The sequence below is a fragment of the Halorubrum sp. AD140 genome, from assembly GCF_034497445.1.
Classification (GTDB): domain Archaea; phylum Halobacteriota; class Halobacteria; order Halobacteriales; family Haloferacaceae; genus Halorubrum.
Genome location: NZ_JAXRUU010000064.1, coordinates 1 through 16861 on the forward strand (window position 1 = coordinate 1; position 16861 = coordinate 16861).

Sequence of the window (16861 nt, forward strand, 5' to 3'; positions counted from 1 at the left end):
GACGGACCGGTTCGTGTCGGGCGGCGGGGCCGCGCCGGGCGATCGGCTGCTCCTCACCAAGGGCGCCGGGATCGAGGCGACCGCGATCCTCGCGACGGACTTCCGCGAGGCGTGCGCCGAGGCGGGCGTGTCGGCCGCGACGCTCGATGCCGCCGCCGGGTTCCTCGGCGACGTGAGCGTCGTCCCCGACGCGGCCGCCGTCCGCGACGCCGCGAGCGCCATGCACGACCCGACCGAAGGCGGGCTGCTGACCGCCCTCGTCGAGACGGCGAGCGCGAGCGGGGCGGTCCTCGAGGTCGAGCGCGACCGGGTTCCGGTTCGACCCGAAACGCGGACCTGCTGCGACGCGCTCGGCGTCGACCCGCTGGCGACGTTCGGCTCGGGTGCGCTGCTGGCGGCGGTCCCCCCCGAGCGCGTCGACGAGGCGACCGACGCGCTGGCGGCGGCCGGGGTCGACGTCGGCGAGATCGGCGAGGTTCGGGAAGCGGAGGGACGCGACGACCGCGACCGCGACGCCGCCAGCCCCGGCACCGTCCTCCTCGACGGCGAGCGGATCGCCGAGCCGCCGCGCGACGAGCTGTATCCGCTCTGGGAGTAGCGGAGGGACCGGGCGGTCGGGAGTCGGACCCTCACCCCGACCGCGCACCTTTTTCCGTGTGCGATCGAACCGGGTGCCATGACTGGCGCACGCGTCGGATCGGCGCTCACCGACGAAGAGGAGGCGATACGGGAGCTCGTCCGTGAGTTCGCGGCCGAGGAAGTCCGACCCGGAGCCGCCGAGGCCGACGAGACCGAGTCGTTCCCGGAAGGCGCGTGGGACGGGCTCGCGGAGCTCGGGCTGACCGGCCTCACGGTCCCCGAGGAGCACGGCGGTTTCGACGCCGACGCGACGACGTACGCGGTCGTCAACGAGGAGCTGGCGTACGGCAGCCTCGCGGTCGCGACCGCGCTCTCCGTCCACTGTCTCGCGACCTCCTGTATCGCCGAGTTCGGCGGCGAGACCCAGCGCGAGCGCTGGCTCCCGCAGATGGCGGCCGAGGGACGGCCCGTCGGGATGTTCTGTCTCTCCGAGCCGCAGGCCGGATCGAACCCGGCCGAGATGTCGACGACCGCCGCGTACGACCCCGACGCCGACGAGTACGTCCTCGACGGCGAGAAGCAGTGGATCACGAACGGGGCGCGGGGCGGCGTCGCCATCGTCTTCGCGAAGGTCGTCCGCCCGGACGGCGGGAGCGGGGAGAGTGCCGACGGCGACGACGCGGGGTCGATCACCCAGTTCCTCGTCCCGGCCGACGCCGAGGGGTTCGAGGTCGGACAAAAGGAGGAGAAGCTGGGTCTGCGGGCCTCGGACACGACCGGGATCAGCTTCGACGACTGCCGAATTCCGGCCGAGAACCGGCTCACCGAGGAGGGGGCGGGGCTCTCGGCCGCGTTCCGGATCCTCACCGGCGGCCGGATCGGGATCGCGGCGCAGGCGGTCGGCCTGGCGCAGGCAGCGCTCGACGAGGCGCGTTCCTACGCGACCGAGCGCGAGCAGTTCGGCGAGCCGATAGCCGAGATCCAGGCGATCCGCCACACGCTCGCGGAGATGGCGACGGACGTCTCCGCGGCCCGCCTGCTCGTGCGGGAGGCGTGCCGACAGGCCGAGGCGGGCGAGGACAACCGCGTCGCGGCCTCGAAGGCGAAGTACCGCGCCAGCGAGGCGGCGATGTCGGTGACCAACGAGGCCGTCCAGATCCACGGCGGCTACGGCTACACGACCGACTTCGACGTGGAGCGGCTCTACCGCGACGCGAAGATCACGGAGATCTACGAGGGCACCACGGAGATCCAGAAGACGATCATCGCGCGGGGGGTGTTGGGCGGACGATGACAGGAGACGACGAACGGACCGGCCTCGCCGGCTACGACGCCGTCGTCTACGACCTCGACGGGACGCTCGTCGAACTCCTGGTCGACTGGGGAGCGGTCGCGGAGTCCGTGCTCTCCGTGTACGCCGAACACGCCGTCAAGCCGCCGACCGACGAGCTCTGGGGGCTGCTGGAGGCGGCCCCGGAGTACGGCGTCGGCGACCAGGTCGAGGAGGCGATCGCGGACCACGAGCGGGCCGGCGCGCGCGGCTCGACGCTGCTCCCGCTCGGAGAGCGGCTGGTCGAGGGAGGGGGGACTCGATCGAACGAGCCCCCAGCCGGCGTCTGCTCGCTCAACTGCGAGGAGGCGTGTCGGATCGCCGTCGAGACGCACGGGCTCGGCGACGCGCTCGACGCGGACGCGATCGTCGGCCGCGACACGGTCGAGACGCACAAGCCGGAGCCGGAGTCGCTGCTCGCGGCGGTCGAGCGCCTCGGCGCGGAGCCGTCCGGCGCCCTCTTCGTCGGCGACTCGCGGCGCGACGCGGTGACGGCGGAGCGCGCGGGCGTCGCGTTCGCGTGGGCGGCGGACCTGATCTAGTCGCCGGCGTCGTCTTCGGCGCCGTCGGCGGCAGTGCCGTCGTCCCCGACGGAGTCGCTGTCGGCCTGCTCGACGCCCCCGTCCCCGGCGGCTGTGCGGCGGGCGTAGACCGCGACGGCGACGGCGGTGACGAACCAGATCGGCGCGCCGACGCGGACCGCGAAGGCGGCGCGGGCCCCCCAGGAGTCGAGGGTGACGAACGCGGAGAGGACCGCGACGACCGGCGCGCCGACGAGGATGGTGACGACGAACGTCGTCTGCATCACCCAGCCGTAGTCGACGCCCTCGTAGTCGGCCCGCTCGACAGGTTGCACGGTCGCACGTCCGGGTGCGAGTGCCAAATCGGTGGCGGTTGCGGGCCGGTCAGCGACGCGCGGCGGGCGAAGCGAGCACGGTTTCCGGATCCCGGCGAATTTAACCAGTCGCGGGGGCGAGTCCCGATATGACCACGACGCGGGGACTCCGGGACCGCGAGGCGCCGATCACGATGCTGACCGCGTACGACGCCCCCACCGCGGCGGTCGTCGACGAGGCCGGTATCGACGTCGTCCTCGTCGGCGACAGCATGGGCAACGCCGTGCTCGGCTACGACTCCACGCTCCCCGTGACGATGGCGGAGGTCGAGAGCCGGACGGCCGCGGTCGCCCGCGCGACCGAAGACGCCCTCGTCGTCGCCGACATGCCGTTCCTCTCGTTCGGCGTCGACGAGGCCGAGTCGGTGCGCAACGCCGGCCGCCTGCTGAAGGAGGCCGACGCCGACGCGGTGAAGATCGAGAGCGGCCCGCACACCGTCGAGACGACCCGGCGGATGACGGACGTGGGGATCCCGGTGATGGCGCACCTCGGGCTGACGCCCCAGCACGTCAATCGACTCGGCGGATACACGCGGCAGGGGACCGACCGAGACGCCGCCGCGGAGATAATCGACCTCGCCGGGGCGCACGCGGACGCCGGCGCGTTCTCGCTCGTGTTGGAGCACGTGCCCGCGAACCTCGCGGGGGCGGTGACGGAGGCGCTCGACGTTCCCACCATCGGGATCGGCGCCGGTCCCGACTGCGACGGACAGGTGCTCGTGATCAACGACGTGGTCGGCCTCGGCGAGTGGTCGCCCCCCTTCTCCGAGCGGTTCGGCGACGTCCGCGGCGAGATGGCCGACGCGGTCGCCGCGTACCGCGAGGCCGTCGAGAGCGGCGCGTTCCCGGGCGAGGAACACTCGCACGTCGAGGAGGGCCTCGACGACCTGTACTGAGCCGGCTTCGGTGACGCCTCAACTCGGGAGGCCGTCAAGACTCGATGCGGTCGGGACGGGAACACGGACGCCGGCCGGCGCGGCGAGCGCGACGCGGCGAGTTCGACGCGACGCTATCGAGTGCGTCGTCCGTCTCACACCGGGGCGTTCGATCGGCGGGGGGCGTTTTTGGGTTCGACCAGCACCGACCCGTCACTCCAGACGGTCACCGTATACCCCGGAACGTCAAATGCAAGCCACCAGCTTCCCTTCTCCGCGTTCACCAGCCGTCCCACCGAGTCGATGTCGATGTGATCGGACAACACGAGGTCCAGATCGCGCGGTGCGACACCTTCCGCATCCGCGATGCTGATTACGATGTCCGTGATCACATCATCTCTCATTAGCGCAAAGGGTGAGGTCTGAGGCACAAATAACCGTTACCTAATACGTTAGGTGGTGCGTAACGGTACGCGTTGACTTGCAGCTCCCGTGCGCCGTCCACCAGTTAGGGAGTCACCGCTCGCCGCTGCTCGCGTCCTCGACGGGCAGTAACCCGGTCGCCATCAAGCGCCGCACGATCGTCACGAGGCCGTTCTCGAATCCGCGACCGAACACCGCCTGCTCGTGTTTGTGTCCGTCCGCGGCCGTTTCGTGGTACGTACTCACCAGAATCGTGCTCTCGTCCACCAGCACCAACCGACCGATCTCCGTCTCGTCGTCCCGCCGGATCGATCCGCTCAGCCACTCCAGTCCCGACACGAACACCTCGGACTCGGGGAGTTCGTCCTGAACGCGGTCTCGGATCGCTTCGGTAGTGGTCCCGAGAACGACGCTCACGCCGCGCTGCTGGGCGGCCCGGAGCCTGGCGACGAGCGGGTCGGTGAACACGCCTTCGTCGCCCAGAACGAACACGATCTCGCGGTCGGCGTCGTCGATCAGTCGCTGAGTCCGGTTCGCGATCGCGGACGCGCCCGAGAGCGCCCACACCTCGTGGGTGACGTCGACTTCGGCGTCGGTGGACACGTCGTCGATCGACGCGAGGATCTTCCGAAGTCGCTCCGTCCGCGTCTCGTATTCCTCGTGGAGCGTATCGGCCGCCTCGTCGATCGAGACGGCGCGAAACTGCTGCGGACTCGAGTGTTGAACCTCGACGAGCCCCTTCGATTCCAGCACCCGGACCGCGTCGTACACCCGAGTCCGAGGCACGTCGGAGATCTCGCTGAGCTCTTTGGCCGTTCCCTGCGGAACTCGCGTCAACGCGACGAAGGCCTTCGCCTCGTACTCCTGCAGCCCGAGCTGCTGTAGCAATTCGATCGCTTCGTTCTGGCTTGAACTGTCATCCATGAGGTCCCAACTCACGCTACCGAAACGCAGTAGCTGATAGCTGTTTAATTCTCTGCGTGAAAACACCTTCCCCGTAGCGCGCACCGCATTCGCCCGCATCTACGACGTGAGAGGGATTCACCGCGCGAATCGATCATATGCTTTCTGTCTTACACGTAGGAAGTAACTCAAATAATCACAACAAGATTATACGGGACGCAACCAATGCGATAAGTGGCATACAACAGCAGTTGAGGTCCCAACCCCTTTCGTTGTATGCCGACTCCCCCACGGGGAGTCTCCGAGAGACGTACGCACCCATCATGTGTCCCGACACCTCCGACCAAGCGCGATCGACGGCGATCGAGCAGCTCAAAGCGTTCGGGTTGACCACGTACGCCGCACAGACGTTCGTCGCGCTCGTGAGCCTCGGCGACGGTACCGCCCAGGACGTGAGCGCCGTTTCCGAGGTCCCCCGCACGCGCGTGTACGACGCCGCCGCCGAGTTACGCGACCGCGGACTCGTGGACGTCCAGCACTCGACACCGAAGCGGTTCGCCTCCATCTCCGCGGAGACGACCGGCCGCCGGTTTCACTACGACTACGCCCACCGCGTGAACGTGTTGACGGACGCGCTCGACGAGCTGGAACCGATCTCCCGGTCCGAGGAGCAACGCGGCGTCTGGACGGTCACGGGACGGGGAGCGGTCGTGGACCGAACGCTGGAGTTCATCGACGCGGCGACCGACGAGGTCGTCTACATGACCGTCGAGGAGCTCCTCGACGACGAGTGCCTCGAGGCACTTCGAGCGGCGGCCGACCGCGGCGTCGCGATTCGACTGGCCGGACAGTCCTCGGACGTGCGATCGAGGGCCCAACGGGAGATTCCGGAAGCCGAGACGTTCGAGTCGATCTGGGAGTGGTCGGACGTGTCCGCGGGCCGACTCCTGATGGTGGACGAGAAGAAAACGCTCGCGAGCGTCCTCGTGAGCGACGACGGCGCGCATCCGCCGGAGTTCCGCGAGGAGACCGCGATCTGGGGGACGGGCGAAACGAACAGCCTGGTCGTCGTGTTGAAAGAGCTGTTCGCGTGGCAGCTCGACGGTATTCGGGGCGACGAGTGACGCCCGGGAGGGTCACTCAGGTTATCACAAAAAGTATATGCCGGGTGCGTCCATGTCCGGTGTTACAGTGAGCGTTGGTGTCGTGTCGTTATGGCGCGAAGTCGCGAGAGCGCGTCGTCGCCGCTTCTGCCGTCCACCAGAGACAGGTATGTATGACATCCGATAACGAGCCCGAGGAAGCCGACGAGTCGACGACGGAGCCCACGGCGAGCGTCCAGCACACGTGGAGTGCGCCGACGCAGCCGAGTACGGCCGTGATCGAGGCGCTCGCCGCGTCGACGGGTCGCGATCCCACGGCCATGCCCCCGTTGTACGACTACGTCGACCCCGACGCGCTGGACGCGCTCCTGGGTTCGCGGACGGGCGATCCCGAAGACTCGGTCACGGTGTCGTTCGCGTACGACGGCGTCGCGGTCCGGGTCGCCAGCAGCGGCTGGGTCGAAGTCCGGTAGGTCTCGGCGGCCGTTTCGGCGTGGGGTATATACGCGCGAACGGCCTACCTCGCGGCGTGACTGCCCGGACCATCCGCGCCCGCGACCGGCCGGTGTTCGGCGTCGACGTGCACAGCGGCGACGTCCGCGGCGACGACCCCTCCTACGCCCTCGTCATCCTGGACCCCGTCGACGAGGACGACCCGGACGCGCCCGACGCCGAGGGGCCGATGGCGCGGGTGACCCGCGACGTGGTCTCCTTCCGGAAGCTCTGCCGGCTGATCGACGACCGCGAGCCCCGCTATGTCGCCACCGACAACGCCTACGAGCTGGCGGCGGACCAAGGGGAGCTCGTCGGGTTCCTCCGGTCGCTTCCCGACGGCACCCGACTCGTGCAGGTGACCGGCGCGGAGCGCCCGGAGCCGCTCTCGCGGGTCGCCTCCCGCCACGGGATCCCGTACGGGAAAGAGCCGATGAAGGAGGCGGAGGCGTCGGCCCGGCTCGCGGCCGCCAACGTCGGCCACGAGGTGACCGCCTTCACCGACGAGACGAGGGTGAAGGTGTCCCGGGGGCGCTCGACCGGGAAGGGCGGCTGGAGCCAGGACCGATACACCCGGCGGATCCACGGGAACGTCCGGAAGCGGACGCGACAGGTCCAGTCGAAGCTGACGGAGGCGAACCTCGACTTCGAGCGCGACGTGACCGAGAAGTACGGCGGCTACGCGAACGCGACGTTCACGGTGGCGGCGCGCCCCGAGGAGATCCCGGTGTCGAACTCGCGGGCCGGCGACGTGCGCGTGGAGGTCGAGCGCGAGCGCCGCGACGGGATCGAGTACGAGCCGCTCGTAAAGCGGCGCGACCGGGTGATCGTCGGGATCGATCCCGGCACCACCACCGCGGCCGCCGTGGTCGGGCTCGACGGCACCGTCCACGCGCTGTACTCCTCACGGACGGCCGACACCGCCGAGGTGACCGAGTGGATAATCGAACAGGGCCGTCCGGTCATCGTCGCCGCCGACGTGGAGCCGATGCCCGAGACCGTCGAGAAGTTCCGGCGGTCGTTCGACGCCGCGGGGTGGCGGCCGACCACCGACCTCCCCGTCGACGAGAAGCTCCACCGGACCCGGGAGGCGAGCTACGACAACGACCACGAGCGCGACGCGCTGGCGGCGGCGCTGTACGCCTACGACGACCACGAGGACCAGTTCGAGCGCATCGCGGCGAAGACGCCGCCGCGGCTCGACCGCGAGGCGGTGATCGCGGGGGTCGTCGCGGGCGGCGCCTCCGTGGAGTCCGTCGTCGCGGAGCTGAGCGAGGACGAGGGCGGTGAGGGCGGCGACGGAGCGGGCGACGCCGACGAGACGGACCCGACCGAGCCCGAGCGCACCGAGGAGGAGGAGACGATCCGCCGGCTCCGCGAGCGCGTCGACCGGCTGGAGTCACACGCGGAGTCGCTCGAGGCGGACCTCGCCGAGCGCGACGACCGGATCGCGGAGCTGGAGTCGGAGTTAGAGGAGGCGAAGCGCGAGGAGCGCGTGGAGGCGCGCACGCGACGGGTCGTCTCCCGGCTCGAACGCGAGACCGACCGGTTGGAGCGCGAGCGCGACGAGGCGCGGGAGACCGCCGAGGAGCTGGAGGGGAAAGTGGAGACGCTGAAGGAGCTGTGGCGGCTCGACCACTCCAACTTCGACGACCTGGCCGCGGACCGGGGGCTCGTCAGCGTGAAGGTCGTCGAGCAGTTCACGCTCGACGCGCTGAAGGCCGCCGACGAGGCGTACGGGCTCGTCGCCGGCGACGTCGTCTACCTCCGGGACGCCTCGGGAGCGGGCCGCCGGACCGCCGAGCGGCTGGCCGAGACGGACCCCCGAGCGGTGATCCGCGACGGAAACCTCTCGGCCGTCGCCGACCAGGTCCTCTTCGACCACGACGTGCCGGTCGTCCCCGCCGACGCGGTCCCGGTGCGCGAGGTCGACGAACTCGCGGTCGCGAACGAGGGGGAACTGGAGGACGCCCTCGACGACTGGGAGAAGCGAGCAGAGCGGCGGCGGAGGGCGGAGAAACAGGAGCACCTCGACCGGATCATCTCGGAGCACCGGGCGGGGCGGACGCCGCCGGAGACCGAGGAGTGAACTCGCCCGTCTCGGCCTTGCCACGGCGGTCGAGAGTCGGCCGCACGCATCCAGAAGTCATATGACCGACAACCGCACAGTCGGGAGTATGGACGCCTACGAGCGGATCACCCGGAACGCGGCCGAGGTGGTCACCGAGGAGGAGATCGAGGCGCTGGCCGACGACCCCGACGGGAAGCGGGCGTACGTCGGCTACGAGCCCTCGGGGGTCCTCCACATCGGGCACATGCTCACCGCGAACAAGCTCATCGACCTCCAGCAGGTCGGCTTCGAGGTGACGGTGCTGCTCGCGGACGTGCACGCCTACCTCAACGACAAGGGCTCGTTCGAGGAGATCCGCCACACCGCAGAGCGCATGCGCGACCAGTTCATCGCGTACGGGCTCGACGAGTCGAACACCCAGTTCGTGCTCGGCTCCGACTTCCAGCTCGACGACGACTACACGCTGGACCTCCACTCGCTGGAGCTGGAGACGACGCTCGCGCGGGCCGAGCGCGCGATGGCCGAGATCACCTCCGGCGACTCGGTGAAGGTGTCGCAGGCGGTGTACCCCCTGATGCAGGCGCTCGACATCCCGTACCTCGGCGTCGACCTGGCGGTCGGCGGGATGGAGCAGCGGAAGGTCCACATGCTCGCGCGCGACGTGCTCCCGAGCATCGACCGCGAGCCGCCGACGAGCCTGCACACGCCGCTCATCGCCGACCTCGGCACCGGCCGGGGGAAGATGTCCTCCAGCACGGGCGTCACCATCTCGATGGAGGACTCCCGCGCGGACATCGAGTCGAAGGTGAACGACGCGTACTGCCCGCCGACGGCCGACCCGGAACCGACCGACGACGACGAGTCGCGCGAGAACCCCGTCCTGCAGGTGTTCGAGTACCACGTGTTCCCCCGGTTCGAGACGGTCCGCGTCGAGCGCCCCGAGGAGTACGGCGGCGACTTGGAGTACGAGGAGTACGACGCCTTAGAGGCCGACCTGGAGTCCGGCGAGCTCCATCCGGCAGACGCGAAGGGCGCGCTCGCGGAGTATCTCGACCGGCTCATCGCGCCGGGACGCGAGCAGCTCGCGGAGTAGGCGTTATTAGTCCCCTCCGTCGCCCGACGCGCGCCCCTCGCGCTCGCAGCTCCCGTCGAGACAGCCGCGACCCGTGGCCGTCTCAAAGACGGGGAGCCCGCAGTCGCACCGGTCGACGACGACGCCGGAGGGGACCGAGAACGTCGTCTCGCAGTCGGGGTAGTTCTCACAGCCGAGGTAGACGCGACCGGGCGCGGAGTTGACGAGCAGTTCGCCGTCGCAGTCGGGGCAGTCCCAGACGCGGTCAAACCGGTCGCTGACGGCGGCCTCCATCGGGTCGCACGCGGGGTCGAGACAGAGGTGGAACGGCTCGCCGCGCTCGATCCGGACCTTCGGGAGCCCGCAGTCGTCACAGATTCCGTCGGTGACGCTCGCGCCCGCGGGGAGCCCCCAGCGCTCCTCGCAGTCGAGACAGACCACGTCGCCGCGCGAGCGCACGAGCGGCCCGCCGTCCTCCGGGCAGGTGCCGACCGGGATCCCGGCCTCCGAGACCGGCAGGGCGCGGCCGGCGGTCGCCTCCTCGGCGACGATTTGGAGGGAGCGGGTGCCGTCACGGGCAGTGACGGAGAAGCCGTCGCGGTCGCCCTCGACGACGACGCTCTCGGGCCGGGTGAGCCACGCCACCGGCTGGTAGCCGTCGGCGTCGTGGACGAGGGTGGTGTCGTCCGGCTTTATCAGGACGACGACGCGCCCCCGGTGGGTCCGGGAGCGGTCGCCGCGTTCGGTCACTCGACAGTCGCCTGCGAACACGCGGAGTCGTTCGGGCATGCCGCGGGGTTGCCCCGTTCTCCGGTTTAAATAGTGGCCGGCGAGCAGTGGCCGCGACCGACCGGACGGGGTTCCCGGACCGGGGAAACGTGTGGGTAGTTTAACAAGATCGTTTCCGTAACTCTACATATGAGCGAGGGTCGCGGTCCGGACCGGTCGAGCACAGCTGACGAAGCCACCCCCGTTCGGGTCGGGGTGCTCAGCTTCCACAACAGCAAGGAGACCAAAGCGATCCTCAACGCCGTTCACGCGCTGGGCCACGAGCCGGTGTGGCTCCGCGAGGAGAACGCTCGGTCCTGGATCGAAGACGGAAGCCTCCGGTTCGACCCCGACGTGGAGGTCGTCGCGAACCGTCTCCTCATGACGAAGGCCGCGCAGCCGCTCGACGACCTCGGCGTCGCGACGAGCTACGCCGCCTCGCGTCCCGTGTTGAATCCGCCGGCCGTGGTCGTTCAGGCCCTGCACAAGTACGGCGCCGCGGCGACGCTCACCGCGGCCGGGATCCGGGTTCCGGACGCTTACCTGGCGCTCACGCACCGGGCGATCAACGAGGGGAACCGCCTCACGGGCGAGAAAGCGGTCCACAAGTCCGCGATCGGGACGGGCGGGGCTCGGATGTCGGTCGTCGGCGCGGACGACGCCGTCTCGCCGCACATCGCTCGCCGGCGAGCGTTCCTCCAAGAGTTCGTCGACACCGGCACAGAACGACCGTACGACGTCCGCGCGTACGTCGTCGACGGCCGCGTCGTCGCCGGCATGAAGCGGTACGCGCCGTCGGACGAGTGGCGCACGAACGTCGCCGTCGGTGGCGAGGTCGAGGACTTCACCGACGACCTTCCCGAGGAGGCGGCGCGGCTCTCGCGGGAGGCGGCCGACGCGCTCGACCTCGACTACGCCGGCGTGGACCTGCTGTGTCGCGACGGCACGTGGTACGTCCTTGAGGTGAACGTGACGGCGGGATTCAAGGGGCTCTTCGAGGCGACGGGGATCAGCCCCGCGCCGTACATCGCCGCCCTCGCGGTCGAGCGGGGCGGCGGCAGTGTCGATCCGGACCGCGTCGCCGAGCTCGCGGCCGTGTTGGACGACTCGGTGCCGGCGTGTAAGCCGTCGCTCGACCCGGAGCCGGAGGAACCGGGGACCGTCGGCTACACCGAACGCGTGACGGTGAGCGCGGGCGAGCGGGCGGTTGACGTGGTCGCCAAGTCGGACACCGGCGCCCGGCGGACGAGCATCGACTTCGACGTCGCCGCGGAGATCGGCGCCGGCCCCATCGTCGACACGGTGCAGGTGAGGTCCGGATCGCGGACCGGCCGGCAGAAGCGTCCGCTCGTCGAGATCGACGTGAAGATCGGGGACCGCTGGCAGACCGCGACCGCGAGCATCGAGGACCGGACCCACATGGCGTACCCGGTGCTCCTCGGTCGGGACCTCCTCGACAGGTATCACGTGGACGTCAGGAAGCGGGAACGCGAGGAGTGAGCCCGCGCCGGACCGGCGGGCGTAGCGAGCGGCCTATGCCACTCGCACCGTCCGCGTGGCCCGAACGGGCATCAGCGGCAGGTCGGGGAAGACGACCTCGACGACGAACGTCAGCTCGTCGGCGTCGGGCGGGCCGAACACGCCGACCGGGACCGTCGTCTCCCCGTCGAGGTACGTCGTCGTCGCGGTCATCTCCACGTCGTTGACGGTGACGCGGATCCCCGTCCGGGCGCTCCCGGAGACGGTGGAGACCGCGACCTCGCACAGCTCGTTCTCGCCGACGGCGACCGCGTCGGGGAAGTCGCCCCAGTCGACGTCGATCCGGGGGCAGTCGCGGGCGGCGTCGACGATCCGCTCGGCGACGGAGCCGCTCATGCCGGCGCTCTCCAGCGCGCCGGCGCCAGCGTCGACGACGGCGGACGGGGAGGTGAGCCCGGCGTCCGCGAGCCGCTCCGCGCGGCCGGAGCCGACCCCGTCTATCGCGGTGAGCGCGACCGCCTCCCGCGAGACGCCGTGCTCGACGCGCGCCTCGACGCGGCACGCGAGGTTGGCGGCGCGCGGGCCGGCGAACCGGTCGAGGAACTCCGCGAGCGCGGCCAGCAGGCGGAGCGCGTTCTGCCGGATAACCCACGCGTCCGAGCGCAGGTCCGAGGGGATCGAGTCGGCCATCCCCGCGAGCAGGATGGCGAACACCTTCCGGTGGCCGTCCTCCAGGTCCGTGTCGCGGCCGTCGAGGATGCGGTCGATGGCGTCGGACTCGGCCGACCGCGCCGACACCGAGTCGAACTCGCCGGCCGACGCGACGGTCTCCAGGACGCGATCGACCGTCAGCGTCTCGCGGTCGGCGAGCCGCCGGAAGCGACGGGCGGTGTCTAAGCGGAGGTAGTACTTCGAGGCGAGCCGCCCGAGCCCCGTGGGCTCGATCGCGAGGGCGTCGTCGGCCGCGACGAACCCGTCGTCGACGAGCGAGTCGAGGGTGTCGCGCACGCGGTCGCGGAGCGTCGCGAAGTCGTACTCCTCTGGCTTCGATTCGGCGCGGACGTAGTAGAAGGTGGTCTCGAGCCACGCCATGACGTCCTCCAGTCCGCGGATGGTCCCCATCGCGATCTCCGCGTTGAGGTGCGACTCCAGCTCCGCGGCGAGCCGCGACTCGATCTCCTTGCCCTCCCTCAGCAGGGCCCGGTACCGGTCGGCGTCCGCGCGGTCACAGACCACCCAGCCGTACCCCACGTCGTCGTAGCCGGGCCGGCCCGCCCGCCCCAGCATCTGGAGCACGTCCAGCGGCGAGATGTCCGTCTCCCCCTCCAGCGGGTCGTGGTACTTCGTGTCGCGGATGACGACGCAGCGCGCCGGGAGGTTCACCCCCCACGCGAGCGTCGACGTGGAGAAGAGGAGCTTGATCTTCCCCTGCTTGAACCACTCCTCGACGCGGTCGCGGTCCCCCTTCCCGAGCCCGGCGTGGTGGAAGCCGACGCCGTCGGTGACCGACTGTCGGAGCGTGTCGTTCGTGAGCTCTTTCGCCTCGTTGTGGAAGTCGTAGTCGCCGCGGGAGTCCACGGGGATGTCGCGTTCCGCGATCTCGTCGCGCGCCTTCTTGGCCGCCTGCACCGTGTCCTGTCGCGAGGAGACGAACACGAGCGCCTGCCCGTCCTCGCGCACGTGCGGCTCGGCCAGATCGAGCGCGCGGTAGAGCCGCCGGTACTTGTCCGCGAACGCGTTCGAGCCGTGCGAGTACGTCTTCACGCCGGTCTCTAAGTCGACCGGGCGGTACTCGTCGCCGAACTCGTAGGTCGTCTCGGCGGGCGCGTCGAGCCACTCGGCCACGTCCCCAACGTTCGGCATCGTCGCCGAGAGGGCGACGACGCGGGGGTCCTGCAGGCGGCGGAGCCGCGAGACCGTCACCTCCAGCACCGCGCCGCGCTTCTCGGAGTCGAGGAGGTGGACCTCGTCGATGACGACGCAGTCCACGTCGGTCACGAACGAGTACCGCGCGGAGTCGTGCTTTCGGGTGGCGCTGTCGGCCTTCTCCGGGGTCGTCACGAGCACGTCCGCGCGCTCGGCGCGACGGGGGTTCAGGTCGCGCTCGCCGGAGACGACGTACACCGAGTAGCCGAGCGACTCGAAGCGCTCCCACTCGCTCTCCTTCTCGTTGGTGAGCGCGCGCAGCGGCGCGATGAAGAGGGCCGTCCCGCCCTCCGAGAGGGTCTTGCAGATCGCGAGCTCGGCGAGCGCGGTCTTGCCGGAGGCCGTCGGCGCGGAGGCGACGACGTTGTGATCGGTCTCTAAGATCCCCGGCAGCGCCTCGCGTTGCATCCGATTGAACTCCTCGAACCCGAACGCGTCGGCGAACTCCGGTACCGCGTCCGCGACCTTCACGCCGCACCACGCCCGCGGGCGACTCGACGGCGACCGAGCGTTGTTCGCATCACGTGGAGTGGGGGGCCTCCAGCGCAAAGGCGTTTCTCATGTGGGCGGGTCGGTAGCCGCGGGCGCGTTCGTCGCCGCCGACCCCGAGCGTTTACGTGACCGCGGGTCGACCGACCGGTATGATACCGTCGGATCCGATCCTCGTGGGGGCCGTGGCCGTGATCGCCGTGCTCGTCCTGTTGGTTCTGTTCCGCCGCCTGCGCGGGCCGTCGGGGGACGCGCGGGAGTCGAAGCGCGCCCACGAGGCCGCACAGGAACGCGAGCCGCCCGTCAAAATAGGTGAGACGTACGAGTTCGGCGTCACCGAACTCACCGACCACCACTCGGGCGAGGAGGTCGCCGTCGGCAAGGTCGAGGGGTTCGTCGTCTTCACCGAGGACATCCCGAGCGACCTCTCTCCGGGCGACGTGATCCGCGCCAAGGTGCTCTCGTTCAACGAGGGGCGCACCTCCGCCGACGCGACGTTCGTGACGAAAGCGTAGCGGGGGCGGAATCGGGCCGCACGCACCCGCGTTCGCGGGTCGAGAGTGGGCCGCCGTGGTTCACCTCCGCTCCGAACATGAGGTTCATACGTGATGCCGACGAAGTGGCTCCGTAATGGCTCAGGCCGGGAATCAGGACCTCACGGAGCGGTTCATTCAGTTCTACCGCAACTACTACCGCGAGGAGATCGGCACCCTCGCGCAGCGGTACCCCAACGAACAGCGCTCCCTGTACGTCGACTACGACGATCTGTTCCAGTTCGACCGCGACCTCGCGGAGGACTTCCGCACGAAGCCGGACCAGATGCGCGAGTACGCCGAGGAGGCGCTGCGGCTCTACGACCTCCCCGCCGACGTCAGCCTCGGGCGAGCGCACGTCCGGATCGAGAACCTCCCCGAGAGCATCGACATTCGCGGCATCCGCGTTCACGACGACCACATCGGCAGGCTCGTCTCGGTGAAGGGGATCATCCGGAAAGCCACCGACGTCCGCCCGAAGGTGACGGAGGCCGCTTTCGAGTGCCAGCGCTGCGGCACCATGACGTACATCCCCCAGAGCGACGGCGGCTTCCAGGAGCCCCACGAGTGTCAGGGCTGCGAGCGGCAGGGCCCCTTCCGCGTCAACTTCGACCAGTCGGAGTTCATCGACTCCCAGAAGCTCCGCATTCAGGAGTCGCCCGAGGGGCTCCGCGGCGGCGAGACGCCCCAGTCGCTCGACATCGACATCGTCGACGACATCACCGGGAAGGTGAGCCCCGGCGACCACGTCACCGCCGTCGGCGTCCTCCACATCGAACAGGTCGAACAGGGCAACGAGAAGTCCGCCATCTTCGACCTGTACATGGACGGCGTCGCCATCTCCATCGAGGACGAGGAGTTCGAGGACATGGACATCACCGAGGCGGACAAACGCGAGATAATCGAACTCTCGAACCGCGAGGACATCTACGACGCGATGGTCGACTCGATCGCGCCCGCCATCTACGGCTACGAGGAGGAGAAGCTCGCGATGATCCTCCAACTGTTCTCGGGCGTCACCAAACACCTCCCGGACGGCTCGCGGATCCGCGGGGACCTGCATATGCTTCTTATCGGCGACCCCGGGACGGGTAAATCTCAGATGATATCGTACGTAGAGAACATTGCCCCCCGCTCGGTGTACACGTCCGGGAAGGGATCGTCGGCCGCGGGTCTCACGGCCGCGGCCGTGAGGGACGACTTCGGCGACGGCCAACAGTGGTCGCTCGAGGCCGGCGCGCTCGTGCTCGCCGACAAGGGGATCGCCGCAGTCGACGAGCTAGATAAGATGGAAGCGTCGGACCGCTCCGCGATGCACGAGGGACTCGAACAGCAGAAGATCTCCGTCTCGAAGGCGGGGATCAACGCGACGCTGAAGGCGCGGTGTTCCCTCTTGGGCGCCGCGAATCCCAAGTACGGCCGATTCGACCAGTACGAGCCGATCGGCGAGCAGATCGACTTAGAGCCCGCGCTCATCTCGCGGTTCGACCTCATCTTCACGGTGACGGACAGCCCGGACCCCGAACACGACTCGCGGCTGGCGAAACACATCATCAAAACGAACTACGCCGGCGAGCTCAACACCCAGCGGACGGAGCTCGCCAGCTCGGAGTTCACGTCCGATCAGGTCGCGGAGATGACCCAGGAGGTCGCCCCGGAGATCGACGCCGAGCTCCTGCGGAAGTACATCGCCCACGCGAAGCGCTCCTGTTACCCCACCATGACGGAAGAGGCGAAGGAGCTGATCGAGGAGTTCTACGTCGACCTGCGCTCGAAGGGCGCCGACGAGGACGCGCCCGTGCCCGTCACCGCCCGGAAGCTGGAGGCGCTGGTGCGGCTCTCGGAGGCGAGCGCCCGGGTCCGGCTCTCGGACACCGTCGATCGCGAGGACGCCGACCGCGCGACCGACATCGTCGAGTCGTG

Annotated in this window: 16 protein-coding genes; 11 read left to right on the plus strand and 5 right to left on the minus strand. The window is 69.7% G+C overall.

All coding sequences use genetic code 11. From position 1 onward, the window contains the following. The 3 genes from U4E84_RS13750 to U4E84_RS13760 form a co-directional block, all read left to right on the plus strand. Nucleotides 1–598: AIR synthase-related protein (locus tag U4E84_RS13750; protein ID WP_322532679.1), on the plus strand; the 598-nt coding region annotated here is incomplete at its 5' end. A gap of 78 nt (nucleotides 599–676) precedes the next feature. Then, nucleotides 677–1873 (plus strand): acyl-CoA dehydrogenase family protein, encoded by a 1197-nt coding sequence (locus tag U4E84_RS13755; protein ID WP_322532680.1) that lies wholly within the window; start codon nucleotides 677–679, stop codon nucleotides 1871–1873. Beyond that, a complete protein-coding gene (locus tag U4E84_RS13760) occupies nucleotides 1870–2451 on the plus strand; it encodes an HAD-IA family hydrolase (protein WP_322532681.1) in 582 nt (193 codons plus the stop codon). Before U4E84_RS13755 ends, U4E84_RS13760 begins: the two co-directional genes overlap by 4 nt. Here U4E84_RS13760 and U4E84_RS13765 read toward each other — a convergent pair. Then, nucleotides 2448–2765: a DUF5822 domain-containing protein gene (locus U4E84_RS13765; protein WP_322532682.1), complete on the minus strand. Its 318-nt coding sequence runs from the start codon at nucleotides 2763–2765 to the stop codon at nucleotides 2448–2450. The genes U4E84_RS13760 and U4E84_RS13765 overlap by 4 nt on opposite strands. Nucleotides 2766–2893: 128 nt before the next feature. On the opposite strand from U4E84_RS13765, the gene panB reads away from it, so the two are divergent. Continuing rightward, on the plus strand, nucleotides 2894–3700 hold the full coding sequence (panB, locus tag U4E84_RS13770) for a 3-methyl-2-oxobutanoate hydroxymethyltransferase (protein ID WP_322532683.1): 807 nt from the start codon (nucleotides 2894–2896) through the stop codon (nucleotides 3698–3700). 134 nt (nucleotides 3701–3834) lie between these two features. Here panB and U4E84_RS13775 read toward each other — a convergent pair whose 3' ends face one another. Further along, a complete protein-coding gene (locus tag U4E84_RS13775) occupies nucleotides 3835–4083 on the minus strand; it encodes a HalOD1 output domain-containing protein (RefSeq protein WP_322532684.1) in 249 nt (82 codons plus the stop codon). Nucleotides 4084–4195: 112 nt separating this feature from the next. Further along, nucleotides 4196–5026 carry a helix-turn-helix domain-containing protein gene (locus U4E84_RS13780; RefSeq protein WP_322532685.1) on the minus strand — a complete coding sequence of 277 codons (831 nt, stop codon included), beginning with the start codon at nucleotides 5024–5026 and terminating at the stop codon, nucleotides 4196–4198. Between the two features lie 302 nt (nucleotides 5027–5328). Between U4E84_RS13780 and U4E84_RS13785 the strand changes: the two genes are divergently transcribed. From U4E84_RS13785 to U4E84_RS13800, 4 genes are all read left to right on the plus strand, one after another. After that, nucleotides 5329–6129, plus strand: coding sequence for a helix-turn-helix domain-containing protein (locus tag U4E84_RS13785; protein ID WP_322532686.1), 801 nt, complete (start codon nucleotides 5329–5331; stop codon nucleotides 6127–6129). Nucleotides 6130–6281: 152 nt separating this feature from the next. After that, nucleotides 6282–6581 (plus strand): HalOD1 output domain-containing protein, encoded by a 300-nt coding sequence (locus U4E84_RS13790; RefSeq protein ID WP_322532687.1) that lies wholly within the window; start codon nucleotides 6282–6284, stop codon nucleotides 6579–6581. 56 nt (nucleotides 6582–6637) lie between these two features. Beyond that, nucleotides 6638–8689 (plus strand): DUF460 domain-containing protein, encoded by a 2052-nt coding sequence (locus U4E84_RS13795; RefSeq protein WP_322532688.1) that lies wholly within the window; start codon nucleotides 6638–6640, stop codon nucleotides 8687–8689. Between the two features lie 88 nt (nucleotides 8690–8777). After that, nucleotides 8778–9764, plus strand: coding sequence for a tyrosine--tRNA ligase (locus U4E84_RS13800; RefSeq protein ID WP_322532689.1), 987 nt, complete (start codon nucleotides 8778–8780; stop codon nucleotides 9762–9764). Nucleotides 9765–9770: 6 nt separating this feature from the next. On the opposite strand, the gene U4E84_RS13805 is transcribed toward U4E84_RS13800, so the two are convergent. Beyond that, nucleotides 9771–10532 carry a topoisomerase DNA-binding C4 zinc finger domain-containing protein gene (locus U4E84_RS13805; protein ID WP_322532690.1) on the minus strand — a complete coding sequence of 254 codons (762 nt, stop codon included), beginning with the start codon at nucleotides 10530–10532 and terminating at the stop codon, nucleotides 9771–9773. A gap of 129 nt (nucleotides 10533–10661) precedes the next feature. Here U4E84_RS13805 and U4E84_RS13810 point away from each other — a divergent pair, with 129 nt between their 5' ends. Continuing rightward, nucleotides 10662–12011, plus strand: a complete 1350-nt coding sequence (locus U4E84_RS13810) for a RimK/LysX family protein (RefSeq protein WP_322532693.1) — start codon at nucleotides 10662–10664, stop codon at nucleotides 12009–12011. A gap of 33 nt (nucleotides 12012–12044) precedes the next feature. On the opposite strand, the gene U4E84_RS13815 is transcribed toward U4E84_RS13810, so the two are convergent. Continuing rightward, entirely contained in the window at nucleotides 12045–14387 is a 2343-nt protein-coding gene (locus U4E84_RS13815; protein ID WP_322532694.1) for a DEAD/DEAH box helicase, read from the minus strand. Nucleotides 14388–14557: 170 nt separating this feature from the next. Here U4E84_RS13815 and U4E84_RS13820 point away from each other — a divergent pair, with 170 nt between their 5' ends. Further along, a complete protein-coding gene (locus U4E84_RS13820; protein ID WP_322532695.1) occupies nucleotides 14558–14920 on the plus strand; it encodes a hypothetical protein in 363 nt (120 codons plus the stop codon). Nucleotides 14921–15035: 115 nt separating this feature from the next. After that, nucleotides 15036–16861: minichromosome maintenance protein MCM (locus U4E84_RS13825; RefSeq protein ID WP_322532696.1), on the plus strand; the 1826-nt coding region annotated here is incomplete at its 3' end.

What these genes read in the sequence shown, in the direction of transcription:
- U4E84_RS13780 (WP_322532685.1), bottom strand. Translation starts at nt 5,026, where the DNA reads ATGGATGACAGTTCAAGCCAGAACGAAGCGATCGAATTGCTACAGCAG.
- U4E84_RS13820 (WP_322532695.1), top strand. Translation starts at nt 14,558, where the DNA reads ATGATACCGTCGGATCCGATCCTCGTGGGGGCCGTGGCCGTGATCGCC.
- U4E84_RS13785 (WP_322532686.1), top strand. Translation starts at nt 5,329, where the DNA reads ATGTGTCCCGACACCTCCGACCAAGCGCGATCGACGGCGATCGAGCAG.
- U4E84_RS13775 (WP_322532684.1), bottom strand. Translation starts at nt 4,083, where the DNA reads ATGAGAGATGATGTGATCACGGACATCGTAATCAGCATCGCGGATGCG.
- U4E84_RS13755 (WP_322532680.1), top strand. Translation starts at nt 677, where the DNA reads ATGACTGGCGCACGCGTCGGATCGGCGCTCACCGACGAAGAGGAGGCG.
- U4E84_RS13760 (WP_322532681.1), top strand. Translation starts at nt 1,870, where the DNA reads ATGACAGGAGACGACGAACGGACCGGCCTCGCCGGCTACGACGCCGTC.
- U4E84_RS13810 (WP_322532693.1), top strand. Translation starts at nt 10,662, where the DNA reads ATGAGCGAGGGTCGCGGTCCGGACCGGTCGAGCACAGCTGACGAAGCC.
- panB (WP_322532683.1), top strand. Translation starts at nt 2,894, where the DNA reads ATGACCACGACGCGGGGACTCCGGGACCGCGAGGCGCCGATCACGATG.
- U4E84_RS13805 (WP_322532690.1), bottom strand. Translation starts at nt 10,532, where the DNA reads ATGCCCGAACGACTCCGCGTGTTCGCAGGCGACTGTCGAGTGACCGAA.
- U4E84_RS13790 (WP_322532687.1), top strand. Translation starts at nt 6,282, where the DNA reads ATGACATCCGATAACGAGCCCGAGGAAGCCGACGAGTCGACGACGGAG.
- U4E84_RS13800 (WP_322532689.1), top strand. Translation starts at nt 8,778, where the DNA reads ATGGACGCCTACGAGCGGATCACCCGGAACGCGGCCGAGGTGGTCACC.